The organism is Mycobacteroides immunogenum (assembly GCF_001605725.1).
GTDB lineage: Bacteria > Actinomycetota > Actinomycetes > Mycobacteriales > Mycobacteriaceae > Mycobacterium > Mycobacterium immunogenum.
The window spans coordinates 3635214-3651672 of sequence record NZ_CP011530.1; the positions used below are offsets into that span (position 1 = coordinate 3635214).

General features: G+C 64.8%; 20 protein-coding genes. 9 read left to right on the plus strand and 11 right to left on the minus strand.

Features of this window, described 5'->3' with window-relative positions:
* Positions 1-88 precede the first annotated feature (88 nt).
* Together ABG82_RS17890 and ABG82_RS17895 are read left to right on the plus strand one after the other, a co-directional pair.
* A complete protein-coding gene (locus ABG82_RS17890; RefSeq protein WP_043078681.1) occupies positions 89-553 on the plus strand; it encodes a hypothetical protein in 465 nt (154 codons plus the stop codon).
* A 38-nt stretch (positions 554-591) separates the two neighbouring features.
* Complete coding sequence (locus tag ABG82_RS17895) at positions 592-987, plus strand: hypothetical protein (protein WP_043078682.1); 396 nt, start codon at positions 592-594, stop codon at positions 985-987.
* 71 nt (positions 988-1058) lie between these two features.
* Here the strand turns inward: ABG82_RS17895 and ABG82_RS17900 are convergent, their stop codons facing one another.
* Positions 1059-1535, minus strand: a complete 477-nt coding sequence (locus ABG82_RS17900; protein ID WP_043078734.1) for a hypothetical protein — start codon at positions 1533-1535, stop codon at positions 1059-1061.
* 89 nt (positions 1536-1624) lie between these two features.
* Between ABG82_RS17900 and ABG82_RS17905 the strand changes: the two genes are divergently transcribed.
* Positions 1625-2236 carry a TetR/AcrR family transcriptional regulator gene (locus ABG82_RS17905; protein WP_043078683.1) on the plus strand — a complete coding sequence of 204 codons (612 nt, stop codon included), beginning with the start codon at positions 1625-1627 and terminating at the stop codon, positions 2234-2236.
* A gap of 3 nt (positions 2237-2239) precedes the next feature.
* On the opposite strand, the gene ABG82_RS17910 is transcribed toward ABG82_RS17905, so the two are convergent.
* Together ABG82_RS17910 and ABG82_RS17915 are read right to left on the minus strand one after the other, a co-directional pair.
* A complete protein-coding gene (locus ABG82_RS17910; RefSeq protein WP_043078684.1) occupies positions 2240-3076 on the minus strand; it encodes a metal-dependent hydrolase in 837 nt (278 codons plus the stop codon).
* An 11-nt stretch (positions 3077-3087) separates the two neighbouring features.
* On the minus strand, positions 3088-3924 hold the full coding sequence (locus tag ABG82_RS17915; RefSeq protein ID WP_043078685.1) for a metal-dependent hydrolase: 837 nt from the start codon (positions 3922-3924) through the stop codon (positions 3088-3090).
* 143 nt (positions 3925-4067) lie between these two features.
* Here ABG82_RS17915 and ABG82_RS17920 point away from each other — a divergent pair, with 143 nt between their 5' ends.
* From ABG82_RS17920 to ABG82_RS17930, 3 genes are read left to right on the plus strand one after another with little or no spacing between them, the layout of a single operon-like run.
* A complete protein-coding gene (locus tag ABG82_RS17920; RefSeq protein WP_043078686.1) occupies positions 4068-4403 on the plus strand; it encodes an ArsR/SmtB family transcription factor in 336 nt (111 codons plus the stop codon).
* Positions 4400-4894, plus strand: a complete 495-nt coding sequence (locus tag ABG82_RS17925) for an SRPBCC family protein (RefSeq protein ID WP_043078687.1) — start codon at positions 4400-4402, stop codon at positions 4892-4894. The genes ABG82_RS17920 and ABG82_RS17925 overlap by 4 nt, the downstream gene beginning before the upstream one ends.
* 48 nt (positions 4895-4942) lie before the next feature.
* Complete coding sequence (locus tag ABG82_RS17930) at positions 4943-5389, plus strand: nitroreductase family deazaflavin-dependent oxidoreductase (protein ID WP_043078688.1); 447 nt, start codon at positions 4943-4945, stop codon at positions 5387-5389.
* Here the strand turns inward: ABG82_RS17930 and ABG82_RS17935 are convergent.
* The gene (locus ABG82_RS17935) at positions 5373-6122 is read right to left on the minus strand and encodes an acyltransferase (protein WP_043078689.1); all 750 of its coding nucleotides are present in this window, start codon (positions 6120-6122) and stop codon (positions 5373-5375) included. The two genes, ABG82_RS17930 and ABG82_RS17935, sit on opposite strands and share 17 nt — an antisense overlap.
* An 85-nt stretch (positions 6123-6207) precedes the next feature.
* On the opposite strand from ABG82_RS17935, the gene ABG82_RS17940 reads away from it, so the two are divergent.
* Positions 6208-7500 (plus strand): outer membrane protein assembly factor BamB family protein, encoded by a 1293-nt coding sequence (locus ABG82_RS17940; protein ID WP_043078735.1) that lies wholly within the window; start codon positions 6208-6210, stop codon positions 7498-7500.
* On the opposite strand, the gene ABG82_RS17945 is transcribed toward ABG82_RS17940, so the two are convergent.
* The 5 genes from ABG82_RS17945 to ABG82_RS17965 are packed head-to-tail and all read right to left on the minus strand — an operon-like array spanning position 7454 to position 12148.
* The gene (locus ABG82_RS17945; protein ID WP_078343290.1) at positions 7454-8647 is read right to left on the minus strand and encodes a THUMP-like domain-containing protein; all 1194 of its coding nucleotides are present in this window, start codon (positions 8645-8647) and stop codon (positions 7454-7456) included. The genes ABG82_RS17940 and ABG82_RS17945 overlap by 47 nt on opposite strands.
* Before the next feature lie 17 nt (positions 8648-8664).
* Positions 8665-9642 (minus strand): class I SAM-dependent methyltransferase, encoded by a 978-nt coding sequence (locus ABG82_RS17950; RefSeq protein ID WP_043078691.1) that lies wholly within the window; start codon positions 9640-9642, stop codon positions 8665-8667.
* A gap of 21 nt (positions 9643-9663) precedes the next feature.
* Positions 9664-10458, minus strand: a complete 795-nt coding sequence (locus ABG82_RS17955) for an enoyl-CoA hydratase (RefSeq protein WP_043078692.1) — start codon at positions 10456-10458, stop codon at positions 9664-9666.
* Entirely contained in the window at positions 10455-11282 is an 828-nt protein-coding gene (locus tag ABG82_RS17960) for an NUDIX hydrolase (protein ID WP_043078693.1), read from the minus strand. Before ABG82_RS17960 ends, ABG82_RS17955 begins: the two co-directional genes overlap by 4 nt.
* A gap of 23 nt (positions 11283-11305) precedes the next feature.
* On the minus strand, positions 11306-12148 hold the full coding sequence (locus tag ABG82_RS17965; RefSeq protein ID WP_407661886.1) for an ABC transporter ATP-binding protein: 843 nt from the start codon (positions 12146-12148) through the stop codon (positions 11306-11308).
* A 120-nt stretch (positions 12149-12268) separates the two neighbouring features.
* Here ABG82_RS17965 and ABG82_RS17970 point away from each other — a divergent pair, with 120 nt between their 5' ends.
* Positions 12269-13015, plus strand: a complete 747-nt coding sequence (locus tag ABG82_RS17970; protein ID WP_043078694.1) for a helix-turn-helix domain-containing protein — start codon at positions 12269-12271, stop codon at positions 13013-13015.
* Here ABG82_RS17970 and yczE read toward each other — a convergent pair.
* Positions 12997-13686, minus strand: a complete 690-nt coding sequence (yczE, locus tag ABG82_RS17975; protein WP_043078695.1) for a membrane protein YczE — start codon at positions 13684-13686, stop codon at positions 12997-12999. The genes ABG82_RS17970 and yczE overlap by 19 nt on opposite strands.
* Before the next feature lie 62 nt (positions 13687-13748).
* Here yczE and yczR point away from each other — a divergent pair, with 62 nt between their 5' ends.
* Entirely contained in the window at positions 13749-15197 is a 1449-nt protein-coding gene (gene yczR, locus ABG82_RS17980) for a MocR-like transcription factor YczR (protein ID WP_043078696.1), read from the plus strand.
* Between the two features lie 19 nt (positions 15198-15216).
* Here the strand turns inward: yczR and serB are convergent, their stop codons facing one another.
* Positions 15217-16452 carry a phosphoserine phosphatase SerB gene (gene serB, locus ABG82_RS17985; protein ID WP_043078697.1) on the minus strand — a complete coding sequence of 412 codons (1236 nt, stop codon included), beginning with the start codon at positions 16450-16452 and terminating at the stop codon, positions 15217-15219.
* Between the last annotated feature and the right edge of the window lie 7 nt (positions 16453-16459).

Genomic DNA, 16459 nt, shown 5'->3' on the forward strand with positions numbered 1-16459 from the left:
CCAGTAATAAATACCGCCGAGATCGAATACACGAACTCCGTGTGGTTAATTAATTGTCTGGAAGTTATCGAAAGTTACAGTCGTACGAGTGCGGGTCGCGCCGGAGGTCACCGTGAGCACATGTCAACGTCTGACGACGGGAGTTGCCGGCCTGGCGCTGGTGATAGCCGCGGTCGTGTGCGCACCGGTGGCAAGTGCCTATGACTCGTGGTGCGACCTCATCGAAACCCACAGTCCGGGGATCGCCATCGCATCGGAAAAGATGCGCGGCGATTACACACCCCGCGATGTCGACAGACTGGTCGACTACTACGGGAAGGTGATCCCACAGCTCAACACCGTCGGCTATGCGACGTTCTGGTATCCCAACGTCTGGGGCAGTCCGGATATTCGTCCACAGACCCGAGACCTGATGGCGGCGATGTTCGACCTCCAGAACACGGTGCTGGACGGCGCACCGGCGGCAAGTCAGGTACAGACCGTGGACGATACGATCGCGGTTCTCCATGGCGAATGCGCGGGCAAACGCGGACTCCCACCGCGCGACATCTGAAATCGACAGTCCGCGTTCATGAAGCCACAGGAGGTGCCGTGACACGTTCGGTAACAAAGATATTGGGCAAAGCGGCGGTCGCGGTCAGCATACTTCTCTCCGCGCTCGCTGCCCCGGCATCCGCCGACCAGGTCGATCACACAGTCCGCTACGTGGTGACCGCGGACGGCGACCGCGAAGTCACCATTCATTACCGAATCGCCACACCCACGGAGAACTGGGCGGGAACACACTACGAAAACTTCTGGATCGGCCCCGACAATCCCTGGGAAGCAACAACCACCCTGGAGGATCCGTACGGGGATGCCGCCTACGTCTCAGTGCGAAACATCTGGTGGAATCCCAACTTTCGCTGCGAATTGTGGGTAGACGGTAAGCTCGCAATGAAGGGCGAGGGGTATTGCAGCCTCAAGGGAAAACACCCGCGCGACTAACACTTCCCCATCTCATCCTGCTGCCGGATCAGTTGCTGCAACATGGCCACGAGAGTTCTTGTGACACATCTCTACCGCCTCGTGTATGCCGGGCCTTCCGGCAGGAGATGCTTCTCGACCAGCTTGCGCCAGCGCCGCTGCCGATAGCGAAATATCGCCAGCGCTCCCCTGGCCACCACCGCGGTGAGCAGCCCAGCGTCGATATCGATGGAGTCGCTGTACCGGCTACGTGCCGGGCCGAGCGGCTCCACGTGCAGGGTGTGGTTCCAGGTGCGCAGAATTCCGCCGCCCTCATGGGTCCGCACGGTACGGGTTCGCTCGTCGACCTCGATTACATGAATAGTATGGCGGTACAACGGAATCAGATGCAGCCCCCATAGCCATGCGGTACCACACTCGCCCACCAGCATGGGTTCGGTGCGACCCGATAGCGCGGGAATACCGAACAGGCCGCGGCACAGATACAGAAACGTTCCGGAATATTGCATGGCACTCCACACCCGGTCGGCATCGGTGGGTAGCGCGGTGTCCAGGTAGACCGTCTTCATCCACTTTCCTTCCATATCTCCAGCTCAAGCACTATTATGAGTAATTACTCGCTTTAGCGGTACTCGCTTTTGAGGAAGGCTGCAGCATCATGCCCGGCACCCGGCTACAACCGCGCAAGCAGCCGCAACAGCACCGCGCCGAAGCAACGCGGCAACGGATCCTGGCGTCCGCTGCTCATGTATTCGCCGATTTCGGCTATGCCGCCGGAACCACCAACCGCATCGCCGAACGGGCCGGCATTTCGATCGGGTCGCTTTACCAGTACTTCCCCAACAAGGACTCGATTCTGGTTGAGCTCATGACGGTGCACACCCAGGAGGGATTCGCGGCGGTTCAGCGTCATCTCGCTGCGGGACTGCCGGATTCGCTAGCGGACACGCTGCGCATCTTCGTCAGGGCCGCCATCGATAATCATCGCGACAACCCGAAGCTGCACCGGGTGCTCTTCGAAGAGGCGCCGCGCCCGCCGGAATTCTTGACGATGCTGCACCGATCCGAGGACGCCGTCGTCGCGGCCGCCGAGGCGCTGTTGACAGCACACCCCGATGTTCGGGTAGCCGAAACAGCCACAGCGGCAAGGATGGTGGTGGCTACCATCGAATCATTGGTGCACCGTCTCATCGCCGGTCCACGCCCCATCGATCCGGGACTGTTCGAAGACGAGCTGGTGGGTATGCTCACGCGATACCTGGCCGGCTGAGGATCAGTGCAGATGATCGGCGATCTGCCCCTGCTCGCCGAACAACACGGCGTTCCACTTCGCGATCAGCTCCGAATTGTCGACCTCGTCGGGGTGAAATCCTTTGCGGCTGTAAGACAGTAGACGCCGAAAGACGGCCCGCGAGAAGAAGGGGGAACCGAACAATCGGACGGCGCTGCGGTATGCGAGACGCGGATTGTAGAAGTCGCGGTCGCGCAGCAAGGAGATGAGCGACGCACACGCGGCCAGCGTGAAGAATCCACATGTGGTGAACCACATGACAAAAACCCGCATCCGGTTGGTGCCCCCGATGGCCTGGTACACATCGAAGGCCACCGCGCGATGTTCAGACTCCTCCAACGCGTGCCACAACAGCATGGAGCGCACCTCACCCTGCCCCAACATCCGCAGCGCACGCTCATCGCCCAGCAATGTCTCAGCCAGGATTGCGGTGTAATGCTCCAATGCGGCGGTCATCGCGACGCAGTACCGCGCCGAGGAGTAGCGGGTGCGTGCTTCCAGCACCTTGCGCGTCGCCCGATCGATGAACGCGGTGGGATACCCCATCTCCTGCAGGCGTTCATTGAGTGCGCGGTGCTCCCGACTATGTGTGGCTTCCTGGCCGACGAATCCGGCGACCTGTTTTTTGAGCTCAGGATCCGCGATCTGGTCGGCGACCGCCCGCACCGAGCGAATCATGAACGCCTCACCCTCGGGAAAGGCCCCCGACAGCACCGCCACCACGTGGCTCATCCCCAAGTCGTCCTGCACGTAATGACGGCGCAGGGAGCCGGCCGGGTAGCGGAACTTGATACGCCGTGTCCTGATGTCCCGTTCCACGATCAACCCAGCTAGTGCAGATGGCCGGTCAGCTGCCCGTTCTCGCCAAACAGCTCGGCATGCCATTTCTCGATGAGTTCGGTGTTGTCCGAATCATTGGGATGAAATCCCGGGCGGTTGTATTCGCCGATGCGGCGGCGCACGGTGCGGCTCAAGAAGGGCAAATTCCGCAATGCCGCAATGCTTTTCACCAAACGGACGGGGTTGTAAGCGGCCTTGTCGCGCAGCAGTGAGATCAGCGTCTCGAAGAACGTGGTGTAGATGAAGGCGATGGTGGTGCGCCGCATCACCCAGATACGCAGCCGTTCACTACCCCCTACCGCACGATAGACATCAAATGTCACGCACCTGTGCTCTGCCTCCTCGAAGGCGTGCCACAGCAGCATGCGCCGCACCTCACCCTCGCCCAGCATGTCGAGGGCACGTTGATCGGTCAGCAGAGTCTCGGCGAGCACCGCGGTGTAGTGCTCCAGCGCAGCGGTGACGGCCAAGGTGTAGATGGGCGGGTAGTTCCGGGTCTGGAAGTTGAAGATCCGGCGGGCAAGCCGCTCGACGAAGGCGGTGGGATACCCCATCTCCTGCAGGCGTTCGTTGAGCTCGCGATGTTCGCGCCCGTGCGTCATCTCCTGGCCGATGAAGCCCGCCACCTGCTTCTTGAGTTCGGGATCGGTGATCTGGTCGGAGTAACGCCGGACCGAGCGGATGAAGAACTCTTCACCCTCGGGGAACACCGCCGACAGCATCGCCATCATGTGGCTTGATACCAGGTCACCCTGAACAAAATGGCGTTCCAGCGAACCCGGCTGATAGCGAAACTTGATACGGCGGGTCTTGATAGGCCTGTCCATACTCAGCTTCCCACTACCCCGCAATGACTGATCTCGGTTGGCCTTCCACTGAACACTGCCAACGTGGCTCAGGGTACCGCAAGCCGATGGCATCCCGATGACTCATGGCTTGACATATACCTATATCGGTATATGTTTTGTCCATGGCTCGCACTGCCACCACGGCCGACGCGTTCAATGCGATCGCGGAGGCGAGCCGCCGCGATCTGCTCAGCGCCATCGGCACCGGCGAGGTCACCGTCAACGAACTCGTGGCACGGACCCGGATGGCCCAACCCCAGGTGTCGAAGCACCTGGGCGTCCTCCGCGCCGTGGATGTGGTGCGGGTGCGCTCGCACGGGCGGCAGCGCTTCTACCGCGTCAACGGCGCGGCCCTGCGCCCCGTCCACGACTGGGTCGCGGCATTCGAACGCACCTGGAACGAGCGTCTCGACCGGCTCGACACGTTGCTCACCGAACTCAAGGAGGAACTACCGTGAACACTCGTTATGGCAGCGCCACCGTCGAACTCCCCTCAGATACAACGATTCTCATTACGCGATCATTTGACGCACCGGCGGCACTGATCTTCCGGGCGCTCACCGAACCGGGGCTGGTCAAACGCTGGTGGGGATTTGCGGACGCACAGTGGCAGATCTGCGAGATCGATCTGCGGGTCGGTGGAACCTGGCGATACGTCGTGCGCCAGCCCTGCGAGTCCGAACCGGACATGGTGGTTGGTTTCCACGGCGAGTACCGCGAGATCGACCCGCCACATCACCTGGTGAGCACCGAGGTGTTCGAGGGAGTCCCCGACGGGGAGGCACTCGTCTCGACCACGCTGGATGAGGTGGGCGGCGTCACCACGATGCGCGTCCTGGTGCGGCACAGCCGCAAGGAACATCGCGACGGACACATCGCCTCCGGTATGGAGGTCGGCATGCAGGTCAGCTACAACCGCATCGAGGACCTGGTGCGCGATCTCGCCTAGCCACCCGCGGCGCGAAATAGAGCGCCCGCGGCGCGCGTTGCAGCGACGGTGACCAACGAATTCACCTTCGAATACATCGCCAAGAACCCGCAGTGGGTCGACGAGCAGATCGACGTCTACGAATCCAGCGGCGGCATCGAAGGCACCTCGATAGAGGGCATGCCCGTGGTGATCCTGTACACCGTCGGCGCGAAGTCGGGGCAGATCCGCAAGGCGCCGCTCATGCGCGTCGAGCACGAGGGCGTGTACCTGGCGGTCGGCTCGATCGGGGGCGCTCCGAAGAATCCCGCCTGGGTCGCGAATCTGCGTGCCAACCCTGTGTTCGAGTTGCGCGACGGCGAAAACGTGCAGACTGTCCGCGCCCAGGAAATCGCGGACGACGCCGAGCGCGCGACGTGGTGGGAACGTGCGGTCGCGGCCTTCCCGCCCTACGCGGAGTACACGACGCGCACCACTCGGGTGTTCCCGCTGTTCACGCTCACTCCGGTGAGTTAGCGGCAGCCTTCTTGCGCTCGATATCGGCCAGCGCCTCGGCCAGCTGCGCACGCTGCGCGGCCGAGGCGTCCCAGGCCACCTTCCGGTTCTTGACGACCTTGGCCGGCGCGCCGACCGCGATCGAGTAATCCGGAATGACGCCCTTGACCACGGCGTGCGCACCCAGCACACAGCCGCGCCCCACGATGGTGTCGCGCAGGATCGTCACCTTGGTGGCAATCCAGGTGTCCGGCCCGATGCGCACCGGGGACTTGACGATGCCCTGGTCCTTGATCGGGTAGGTGATGTCGTCCATGCGGTGGTCGAAGTCGCAGACGTAGCACCAGTCGGCCATCAGGGCCGAATCGCCGAACTCGATGTCGATGTAGGCGTTGACGACGTTGTCCTTACCGAAGACCACCTTGTCGCCCAGGCGCAGAGAGCCTTCGTGGGCGCGCAGCGAGTTCCCGTCGCCGATGTGCACCCAGCGGCCGATCTCCATCCGGGCCAGCTCGGGGGTGCAATGGATCTCGACGTTCTTGCCGAGGAACAACATGCCACGCGTGACGATGTGCGGGTTGGCAAGCTTGAACTTGAGCAGCCGCCAGTAACGCACCAGGTACCACGGGGTGTACGCCTTGTTCGCGATCACCCAGCGCAGCGAGTCCTTGGTGAGGAATTTGGCTTGCAACGGGTCACGCAGGCGCTGTCCGCGCCACCGCTTGTGCAGGGGAGCGCCCCACATCGTCGTCATGGCCGCACAGCCTACGGGACGGCGCGAGGGGCACACGCTACCCTGCGATGGGCCGGACCGCCCAGAATGGAAGGAGTGCCTCACCGTGCTTTCCCGGGCACGCGTATTCGCGAGCATTGCCCTCGCGGCGCTCCTCACCGTCACCGGCTGCTCCGGTGACGATTCATGGATCAACATCAAGGCGGCACCAGGATGGTCTGCCACCTACGCCGACGCCCATAACAGCAGCTACACGCCCACCGAAGGGGCCCGTGAGCTGACGTTGGAATGGAGCCGGAACACCAAGGGCCAGATACGCAGTGCGGCCGCGATCGGCATCGACAACTTCATCGCCGTCAGTGCCGATACCCCATCCGGCTGCACCCTCATGGAGTGGGAGAACAACAAGGCCGCGCGCCAGCGCTGGTGTACCCGGATGATCACCGGGAGCCCATGGTCGGGCCCGCTCGCCGACGGCTACAACAACCTCTACATGGGCCAGCCCGGAGCCGTGGTCTCCTTCCCGCCCACCCAGTGGATCCGGTGGCGCAAACCCGTCATCGGAGCCCCCACCACGCCCAAGATCGTCGAGCCCGGCCGGCTCCTCATCGTCACGCACCTCGGCCAGATCCTGATCTTCGACGCCCAGCGCGGCGAGGTCGTGGGCACCCCGATGGACCTGCTGGAGGGGGTTGATCCCGCCGATCCACGACGCGGTCTGGATGACTGCGAGCCGGCACGGCCCAAGTGCCCGATATCGGCCTCCCCCGCTTACGATCCGGCGACCGGCACCATCGTCACCACCCTGTGGCAGCCGGACAAACCGGTGCCGGTGCTGCTGGGCATCACCTACGACGCCGAGGGCAAGATCACCCTGAAACACAAGTGGGCCAGCAAGATCATCGACGAGGGCGTGATCGGTTCCCCCGTGATGTCCAACGATGGCGAGACGGTCTACATCAACGATCGCAAGGGTTCGCTGCACGCGATGCACACCTTCGACGGCAGCCAGAAATGGTCGCTACCACTGGGATTCAACGCGACCACGCCGCCGTCGGTCGCGCCGGACGGCACCATCATCGCCGGAACCGGCGACAAGGCCACCCTGGTAGGTATCAAAGACTCCGGTAGCAAGGGCGAGATCGCATGGCGCCGTGACGATCTCGCTCCGCTGTCGACGTCCAGCCAGGCGGCCGGCAATGTTGGTTACGCCGTGGTGAAGGACGGCGACAAGGGACTGGCCCTGGTGGTGTTCAACACCCCGGACGGCGCCACCATCAATCGTTATCCGCTGCCCGAGGCCGCCGGTTTCCCGGTGGGAATCTCGATCGGACCAGACCAACGGGTGATCGTCACGCTGAGCGAGGGCTTGGTGTACGGGTTCCGCCCGGGGACCTAGCCGCGCAGACGAAAGCTTTGGCACCGCTATCGATTCGGGTTATGACGACAGATAGCGCCACACTGCCGCGCAGCTTCAGCCGGGTGCGCAGCACCGCGGGGTCGACGTCGACCCCGCGGACGGTGATCTCCACGGACCCGCAATCCCGAGCGGCCAGCGCCTGCCGCAGCCGTTTCTCGTTGTAGGGCAGTGAATCGAGCACCCGGTAGCCCTGCACACCGGCAGGCACGGAATCTCCTGACAAGTAGGCAATACGGGAATCCAACTGCCACAAGCCATGTCGCGCGGCGTACTGGCGCACCAGGCCGGCCCGCACCACCGCGCCATCGGGGTCGATGATCCACTCCCCCGCCTCTGCCACCGCGCAGTCCTCAGGATCTGCATCGGTCAGCTGATAACCCACCCCGCTCGTCACCAGCACGGTGGCACGCCGGCGCACATCGGCCAGCCCCGCCGACCACAGACACGCCTCCCGGACGCCACCGTCGAGTGAAACCACCTCGACCTCACCGTCGAAACCCGTCTGTTCCCGCAGATCGATAAAATCAAGTCCCGGCGCGCATTTGACCACCAAATCGCGATCGTCATAGGTGCGCAGCACCGCGTCCAACGGTGGCGAGTACGCGGACGGATCGAACCGACGGCGCCCACCGGAGCGCCGGCCCGGATCGGCGATCACCACCTGGGCACGGCTTGCGGGCGCCAGCGCATCGGCCCGGCACACCAGGACACGATTTCCTATGTTGTGACGCGCCATCGCCGTGCGCACCGGATCGATATCGCTACCGATGACCATCGCCGCGACACCGTCGAGGGCCGCGAGCTCTGATCCCACCGAGCACGTGACATCGTGCACCACCAGACCGGCCAACCGGGCAGCCCGATGGCTGGCCACCGCCGCCGGAGTTGCCTGCTGCAACGCGTCATCGGTGAACAGCCAACGATCGACATCGCCCAGCTTGGCCGCGGCCTTACGGCGCAGTTGCACCGTCTGCGCCAGAGCCGCCGCGCGACCCCCAAATTCGTCGCGCAGCGCCGCGGTATCGGACACCAGGGTGTCCGCGGAAAACGTGTACCCGGATGCCCGCTGCAGGTCTGCGGCGCCGGCCTCCGACGACAGGTACGCGACGTCGGAAAGGCCGAACACCAGCGGTTATCGAGAGATTAGGAAGGCTTGATCCCGGTGATCATCACGTTGTAGTACCAGCCCTTCGGCACCACGTGACGCCACACATTCTCGTCCACCCAGCTCAGCGCCTTCCAGCCGTTGAAGGCAAATTTCGCCCAGCCCCAGCCCAGCTTGCCGGGCGGAACCGTCGACTCGAACGTGCGCACCGGCCACCCGAGCATGGCGGCGGTGAATTCCTCACTGGCAGTCCGCACCGCGACGGCACCCGCGTTGGTGGCCATCTTTTCCAGGTCGGACGGATCAAAGGTATGCAGGTCGACGACCCATTCCAGGGCCGCCGCACGCGAATTCTCGTCGAGCTCCTCCTGCGGGCGCCGCCAGCTCTCCAATCCGGGCAGCTTCATCGCCTGGACCGTGGCCTTCCAGGTCAGATCCGCGAGCGCGCGGGCGTACAGATTGCCGACGGTGGTGGGCTCACCGGCGAACACGAACCGTCCGCCCGGCTTGAGCACCCGCAGCACCTCACGCAGCGACAGCTCGACGTCGGGAATGTGGTGCAGCACGGCGTGGCCCACCACCAGATCGAACGTGTTGTCGTCGTAGGGAATCCGCTCGGCATCGGCAACGCGGCCGTCGACGTCCAGACCCAGCTCCTGGCCGGTGCGGGTGGCGACCTTCACCATGCCCGGGGACAAGTCGGTGACCGAACCACGGCGCGCAACACCCGCCTGCATCAGGTTCAGCAGGAAGAACCCGGTGCCACAGCCGAGCTCCAGCGCCCGCTCATAGGGCAGCTCGCGCTGATCCTCAACGGGGACGATGGCGTCGAACCGGCCGCGCGCGTAGTCGATGCAGCGCTGGTCGTAGGAGATGGACCACTTCTCGTCGTAGGTCTCTGCTTCCCAGTCGTGGTAGAGGATCTGGGCGAGTTTGTTGTCCTCAAAAGCGGCAGCGACCTGCTCGGCGGTGGCCTTCGTGGTCGGCTGGCCGTCCAGCCCCGTAATCTCCGTCATGGCCGTCAGCCTAACGCCTGGTTAGGCTCCCCTGAACCGGGCCGTCCCTGGCCCGATCTCCAGCTGCGCGGCCACCCCGTCTACCCGGTCCTGTGTCGCGAACACCTGGCAAAACAGCTCACGTTCCCTGTCCAGTCCCCCGGCCAGCGGACTGTCGAATCCGTGGTCGATGGCCTGCTTGGCCGCAGCGAGCGCCAAGGGCGGCCCATCGACGAAGCGGCGGGCCCATGCCGCGGCCTCCGTGTACACGTCATCGGGTGCCACCATCTGGTCGATGAGGCCCGTGCCCAGTGCTTCTTCGGCTCCCACGAAGCGGCCGCTGAGAATCATCTCCTTGGCCCGGCTCAGACCCACCACTCGCGCCAACCGCACGGTGCCGCCGCCTCCCGGGATCATGCCGGCCAGGATTTCCGGCGAACCCACCTTGACGTTGTCGCCCGCCACCCGCCAATCGGCCGCCAGCGCCAGCTCCAGCCCGCTGCCCAGCGCGTATCCGGTGATCGCCGCGATCGTCGGTTTGGCCAGCTCCGCCACCGCCGTGAGCGCGGCCTGGCGGTCGCCGGCACTGCGCGCCATCTCATCGGCGGACAGCTCCGCGAGCTCCGCGAGGTCGTCACCGGTGCAGAAGATTTCGTGTCCGCCGTAGACGATGACCACCCTGATGTCGTCGCGTTCGCTGACCTCGGCAGCGGCCTGCGCGAGTTCGCGGTACATCTGCCGGGTCAGGGCGTTGGTAGGAGGCCGCGACAGCGCGATGGTGCCGATACCGGGATGCTCGGGCGCGGTGCGCACCGAGACGAATTCGGATTCGGTCATGCCAGTTCCGGCCCCGTCACCTCGGGGATCTCGACCGCACCCTGCCGGGCTGCCTCATACCGATCCACGTCATCGAACTGGACGAACCATCGGCCGTCTTGTTCGGTGAGGGTCGGCATGATCGGGGCGATGGTCCGCGCCGAACCGAGCACCTCGGCGACCGTGCCACCCGACGCGGAAACCGCGTCGAGCTGGGACCAGGTCGGTGGCAGCAAGAAGCTGCGCCGTTCGGTGAACGCCGCGATCGCGGCCTGCGGGGTCTGCCAGCCGGACGCGACAGCCTCGGTGTTGTCGCCGTCGGCATCCTGCCCGGCGGGCAATGCCGCCACGAAGAAGAACGTGTCATAACGCCGTGGCTCGGCTTCCGGGGTGATCCAGTTGGCCCACGGACGCAGCAGGTCTGCACGTAGATGCAGGCCCTCGCGCTGCAGAAATTCGCCGAAGGACAGCGTCTTGTCCGACAGGTCTTTGCGCGCCTGATGGTAGGCAGCGGCATCCTCCACCATCGAGGTGTCCGAGGTACCGGCGAAAAGCACGCCACACTCCTCGAATGTCTCCCGCGCCGCGGCGCACACCAGGGCCGAGGCCAATTCGGGCGTGACGCCGAATTGCTGTGCCCACCAGTCGACATCCGGACCCACCCAGGGCACATCCGCGTGCATGTCACGGGGGTCCACCCCGCCGCCAGGGAACACGGTCATTCCGCCGGCAAATGCCATGGCGTTGTCGCGGCGCATCAAAAACGCTTCGACGCCCACGGCACCGTCACGAATCAGTACGACGGTGGCCGCCGGCTTCGGCTCGGGTGGTGGCGCTGCTGTCATGGAGGATTCCTTCACTCTGCGCGCTATTGCGCGCGGTGGGCTGCCCGGGCCCGGGCACGTCGCGCGAAGTAACGCCCGTCGATCATCTCAATCACAATCGACTGCCCGAACGCGCGGGACAAATTCTCGCTGGTCATCACGTCCCCCAGCAGACCCTGAGCGACAACCCCGCCCTCGGACAGCAACAACGCATGGCTGAAGCCGGGGGGAATCTCCTCCACGTGGTGGGTCACCAAAACCATGGCGGGCGCATCCGGGTCCGCGGCCAGCTCACCCAGCCGCGCCACGAGTTCCTCACGCCCGCCCAGGTCCAGACCCGCGGCCGGCTCATCGAGAAGCAACAGTTCCGGATCGGTCATCAACGCCCGCGCGATCAGTACGCGTTTGCGTTCGCCCTCGGACAAGGTTCCGTAGGTGCGATCCGACAGGTGCTCAGCACCAAGGGTTTCGAGCATGTCGACGGCACGCGCGGTGTCGATCTCCTCGTACTCCTCGCGCCAGCGACCCAGCACCGCGTAGCCGGCCGACACCACCAGGTCACGGACCACCTCGTTATCGGGGATCCGTTGAGCCAGCGCCGCCGAACTCAAGCCGATCCTCGCCTTGAGTTCCGAGACGTCCACCCGGCCCAGAAGTTCACCGAGGATGGCCGCGTAACCGGATGTCGGGTGCTCCATGGCCGCCGCGATCCGCAGCAACGATGTCTTCCCCGCACCGTTGGGGCCGAGAACCACCCACCGTTCGTCAAGCTCGACCGACCAGGTAACCGGACCCACCAACACCTTGCGGTTACGCCGCAGCAGCACATCGCGGAAATCGAGCAGAAGGTCCGGATCAATTTCGGCCACGGGGCCATCGTGCCGTATCGCGCCGAGCGAGCGATGAGCGGGAGCCCTGTCGGGAGTCATCTCCAACATGCGCGCGGACCCGTATCGCGTATCCTCACTCATACGTCAGCAATCTCGGAGGGAATTCTAGGCAACCATATGACAAACGACCTTGATCCGGATCCGTACCTGGATACGGTGCAGAGCATCGGGCTTGCTAACCATCGCCTCATCGCACAACTCGATGCCGAGGCAGCTCAGATTCAGCAACGTGCCGCCGACGGCGAGGATCGATCGTGGATATGGGATGACCTCAAGGTGTGGCGTCGCCGGGTCGATGCGTTCCAATCCCAGCTGCGCCGGGACACCACCGCCCTGGGCCGGCTGATCGATGCCAACCGGCGAATAAAAGGACTGGATCAGTCAACTGATACCAGCACATCAAAACCCAATTACTCGGCCGAGAGCAACCGAAGCAACCTCTATCCCTTCAAGGACTCCAGGTCTCAAGAGGAATTCGTCTCCAGACTTAACCGGGTGTTCGCCGTGCTGCACTCGCCGGGGCGCGGACCGTATTCGAACAGCGAATTTCTTATCTTCATGAAGACGGGGGGCACCGTGGTCTCCGCCCCGTATCTGTCACAGTTGCGGAACGGGCAGCGCGGGCGGCCGTCACTGCAGGCCCTGGAGAGCATCGCGCACGCCTTTCGCATCGATGTCCGTTACTTCATCGATAGTGGCTACGCCGACGAGCTGGAGGCGGATCTGACCGCTCTCGAGCTCGCCCTGAACCCCGCCGCGGCCGAGCTGACATCAAAACTGCTCGAACTGCCGGAGGTCGTTCGCGATCAGCTGCTCGCCGACGCGGAGTCGTTCGACCGGCGCAATCAGACCGCGGCCCCCTGAGGCGAATCCACCGGAGCAGAGCGTGACTCGGCGTTGCGTTGCGTGCTCAGCACCGGGCCCCAGCCGCTGACAGCCAGCAGTCGTCCCGGCATCAGCCGGAGCACGAGTTGTATGAGGGGCCCGATACCGAACGCGTAGAGCAGGGTGCCCAGGCCCACGTTTCCCCCGAGTAGCCAGCCGGTCCCGACGGCGAGCACCTCGATGATGGTCCGAATCAGACGCACAGACCGACCGGTGCGGTGCACCAGTCCAGTTGTCAGTCCATCGCGGGGTCCTGGGCCGAGTCCCGCGCCGACGTAGAGCACGGAGGCGATGGCATTGAGCACCACACCGCCCAGCAGAAACGACACCCTGACGGCCATCGACGGTGACTCCGGCAACCAGGCCAGCGTGGTGTCAACGGCGATCGCGAGGACGATGATGTTGGCGATGGTCCCGATACCGGGCTTGTTCCGCAGCGGGATCCACATGAGAAGCACCACCACCCCGGTCACCGCTGAGGCAAGTCCGATGCTCATGCCGGTGCGCATCGCCAATCCCTGATGGAACACATCCCACGGATCCAATCCCAGCCCGGCGCGCACCATCAGCGCCATCGAGACTCCGTACAGATACAGACCCACCAGCAGCGCGATGCCGCGCGCACTCCAACCAATCCATTTCCCGCTCACGACACGATTTTCTCGGTCAACTGGCTTGTCATTCAATAGCCAGTTGCGTCACACTGGCTTTTATGCCCGATCGAGTCGTCACCGCTGACACCCTGGCCCGTCACCTCGGCCAATGGCGCACCGCCGGCTCCGCGGGTCCCGCCTACGGAGCCCTGGCGGATGCGATCAGGCTTCTCGTTATCGACGGCCGGCTCCCGCTGGGTGCACGGATACCCAGTGAGCGAGCGCTGGCGACTGCGCTACACGTCAGCCGCACCACCGTGACCACCGCCTATGCCGAGTTACGCGACAGCGGTTACCTCCGTGGCCGCCAGGGCGCGCGTAGCACCACCTCACTACCCGGTCCTGACCGATCGGATTCGGCCACAACGGGATTGATGAGCCCTATGGTCGACCTGCTGAATGCCGCCACCGCCGCACCGGCCGCCGCCGTCCTTGACGCGTACCAGGTGGCACTGACCAAGCTCCCCACGCACCTGCGCGGAATCGGTCACGAGTTGGTGGGCATTCCGGAGCTGTGTCCCCGCATCGCTGAACACTTCTCGCGACGCGGACTGCCCACCACCGCGGACCAGATCATGGTGACCTGCGGCGCCCAGCAGGCCATCGCGCTACTCCTCGGCGCGTTTGTGGAGCCCGGTGACCGCGTGCTGGTGGAACAGCCGACGTACCACGGCGCCCTCGATGCCATCGCCCAGCGAGGTGCACGGCCGGTGCCCGTACCCATGCACACGCATGAGCGCGACTCGGGCTGGGATATGACCGGCATGGAGACCACCATCCGCCAAACGGCCCCAAACCTGGCCTACCTGGTGCTGGACAACCACAACCCCACCGGTCTCACGATGCCGCTGGCACAGCGAAAGACGTTGGCCGACATCATTTCCCAAACCAGAACCCGTACCGTCGTGGACGAGTCGCTGGTTGGAGCCTGGCACCAGACTCCGGCGCCCGTCCCGATGGCCTCACTGGTTTCCCGCCCGGAACTGGTGGTCACCATCGGATCGATGTCGAAGTCGTTCTGGGGCGGGATGCGCGTCGGATGGATTCGCGCCGACCGCACCACCATCGCCCGGCTCGCCGCCGTGCGCTCGGCGATGGACACCGGCACCCCGATCCTGGAACAGCTGGCCGCCGCCGAACTATTGGAGCGCGCCGATGAGGTGGAGGCCGCGCAGCGCGAAACACTGCGCGCGCGCCGCGCGCTGGTGCTCGCCGAGCTACATCGCCGGCTCCCCGACTGGGAATTACAGGAAGCCGAGGGTGGGCTCTGCGTCTGGGCCCGACTCCCCGCCCCGATGAGCACCGCGCTCGCCGCCGCCGCCGCGCGCCTCGGCGTCCGCATCGCCGCCGGGCCGCGGTTCGGGGTCGGCGGATCATTGGAACGCTTTGTGCGGGTGCCGTTCACACAGCACGACGATCAACTGCTACGCGGTGTCGAGCTGCTCGCCCAGGCGTGGCATACGGTCACCGGCGCTCTGCCGCTTGCCGATTCGACAATGGTGGGCTGAGCCGCCAATCTGGCAGCGGTTAGTCGTCCGGGATGTCGACGCGGCGCACGCCACCGTCAACGGCGTCGGCGGCCTCGATCTCGGCGCGGGTGATGCCGAGGATGAACAGCACCACGTCCAGATACGGCTGGCTCACCGAGGCGTCGGCCACCTTCCGCAGCGCCGGTTTGGCGTTGAAGGCCACACCGAGCCCGGCTGCCGAGAGCATGTCGATATCGTTCGCGCCATCGCCGACGGCCACCGTTTGCGCCAGCGGCACACCCGCCTCATAGGCGAACTGCCGCAATGCCTTGGCCTTACCGGGGCGGTCCACAACCTCACCGATCACCCGTCCGGTGAGCTTGCCGTCCACGATCTCCAATACGTTGGCCGCCACGAAATCGAGGGCCAGTTCGTGGGCCAGTGGGTCGATCACCTGACGGAAACCGCCCGAGACCACACCACACGAGTAGCCCAGCCGGCGCAAGGTCCGGATGGTGGTGCGAGCACCCGGGGTGAGCACCAGTTCGTCGGCGACGTCGTCGAGTACCGATTCGGGGAGCCCTGCCAATGTGGCCACCCGCTGGTGGAGCGACTCGGCGAAGTCCAGCTCGCCGCGCATGGCGGCTTCGGTGATGGCAGCGACCTTTTCACGCGCCCCCGCCCGGTCGGCCAGCATCTCGATGACCTCACCCTGGATCAGGGTTGAGTCCACGTCGAACACGATGAGCCGCTTGGCCCTCCGGTCCAGGCTGCTGTGCTCGACCGCGATGTCCACCGGCTCGTCAACGGCGACCTGAGCCATGGCCGTGTGCAGATCGACATCGGTCAGCCGGTCCTGTGGGACGGTGACGCGCAGTTCCAGGCCCGTCACCGGGTAGTCCGCGATACCACGGATCAGATCGATGTTGATCCCCAGGGCGGCGAGCTCACGGGCCACCGCGCCGAAGGCACGGGCCGTCACCGGCCGCCCCAGCACCACGATGGTGTGCGTGGACGGGTCCTTGATGACCGAACTGTCCCCGCCGAATTCAACGTCGACGTTGAACCCGAGCGTGTGCATGGCCTCTTCGAGCTCGTCTTGCAGCGCCTCGACAGCGTCGCTACGGCCCTTGGCCTTGACCAGCACACCAAGTGTCAGCTTGCCCCGGATGACGACCTGCTCGACATTCAGCAGCTCGACGCCATGGCGCGACAGCACGCCCATGAGTACCGAGGTGACGCCGGGCTTGTCGGCCCCAGTGACGGTGACAAGTACCGTGACGCGGTTATTCACAACAGGG

Coding starts and splice junctions, on each gene's coding strand:
- ABG82_RS17900 (WP_043078734.1), bottom strand. CDS start 1,535: ATGAAGACGGTCTACCTGGACACCGCGCTACCCACCGATGCCGACCGG.
- ABG82_RS17905 (WP_043078683.1), top strand. CDS start 1,625: ATGCCCGGCACCCGGCTACAACCGCGCAAGCAGCCGCAACAGCACCGC.
- ABG82_RS17915 (WP_043078685.1), bottom strand. CDS start 3,924: ATGGACAGGCCTATCAAGACCCGCCGTATCAAGTTTCGCTATCAGCCG.
- ABG82_RS17920 (WP_043078686.1), top strand. CDS start 4,068: ATGGCTCGCACTGCCACCACGGCCGACGCGTTCAATGCGATCGCGGAG.
- ABG82_RS17935 (WP_043078689.1), bottom strand. CDS start 6,122: ATGACGACGATGTGGGGCGCTCCCCTGCACAAGCGGTGGCGCGGACAG.
- ABG82_RS17950 (WP_043078691.1), bottom strand. CDS start 9,642: ATGACGGAGATTACGGGGCTGGACGGCCAGCCGACCACGAAGGCCACC.
- ABG82_RS17955 (WP_043078692.1), bottom strand. CDS start 10,458: ATGACCGAATCCGAATTCGTCTCGGTGCGCACCGCGCCCGAGCATCCC.
- ABG82_RS17960 (WP_043078693.1), bottom strand. CDS start 11,282: ATGACAGCAGCGCCACCACCCGAGCCGAAGCCGGCGGCCACCGTCGTA.
- ABG82_RS17970 (WP_043078694.1), top strand. CDS start 12,269: ATGACAAACGACCTTGATCCGGATCCGTACCTGGATACGGTGCAGAGC.
- yczR (WP_043078696.1), top strand. CDS start 13,749: ATGCCCGATCGAGTCGTCACCGCTGACACCCTGGCCCGTCACCTCGGC.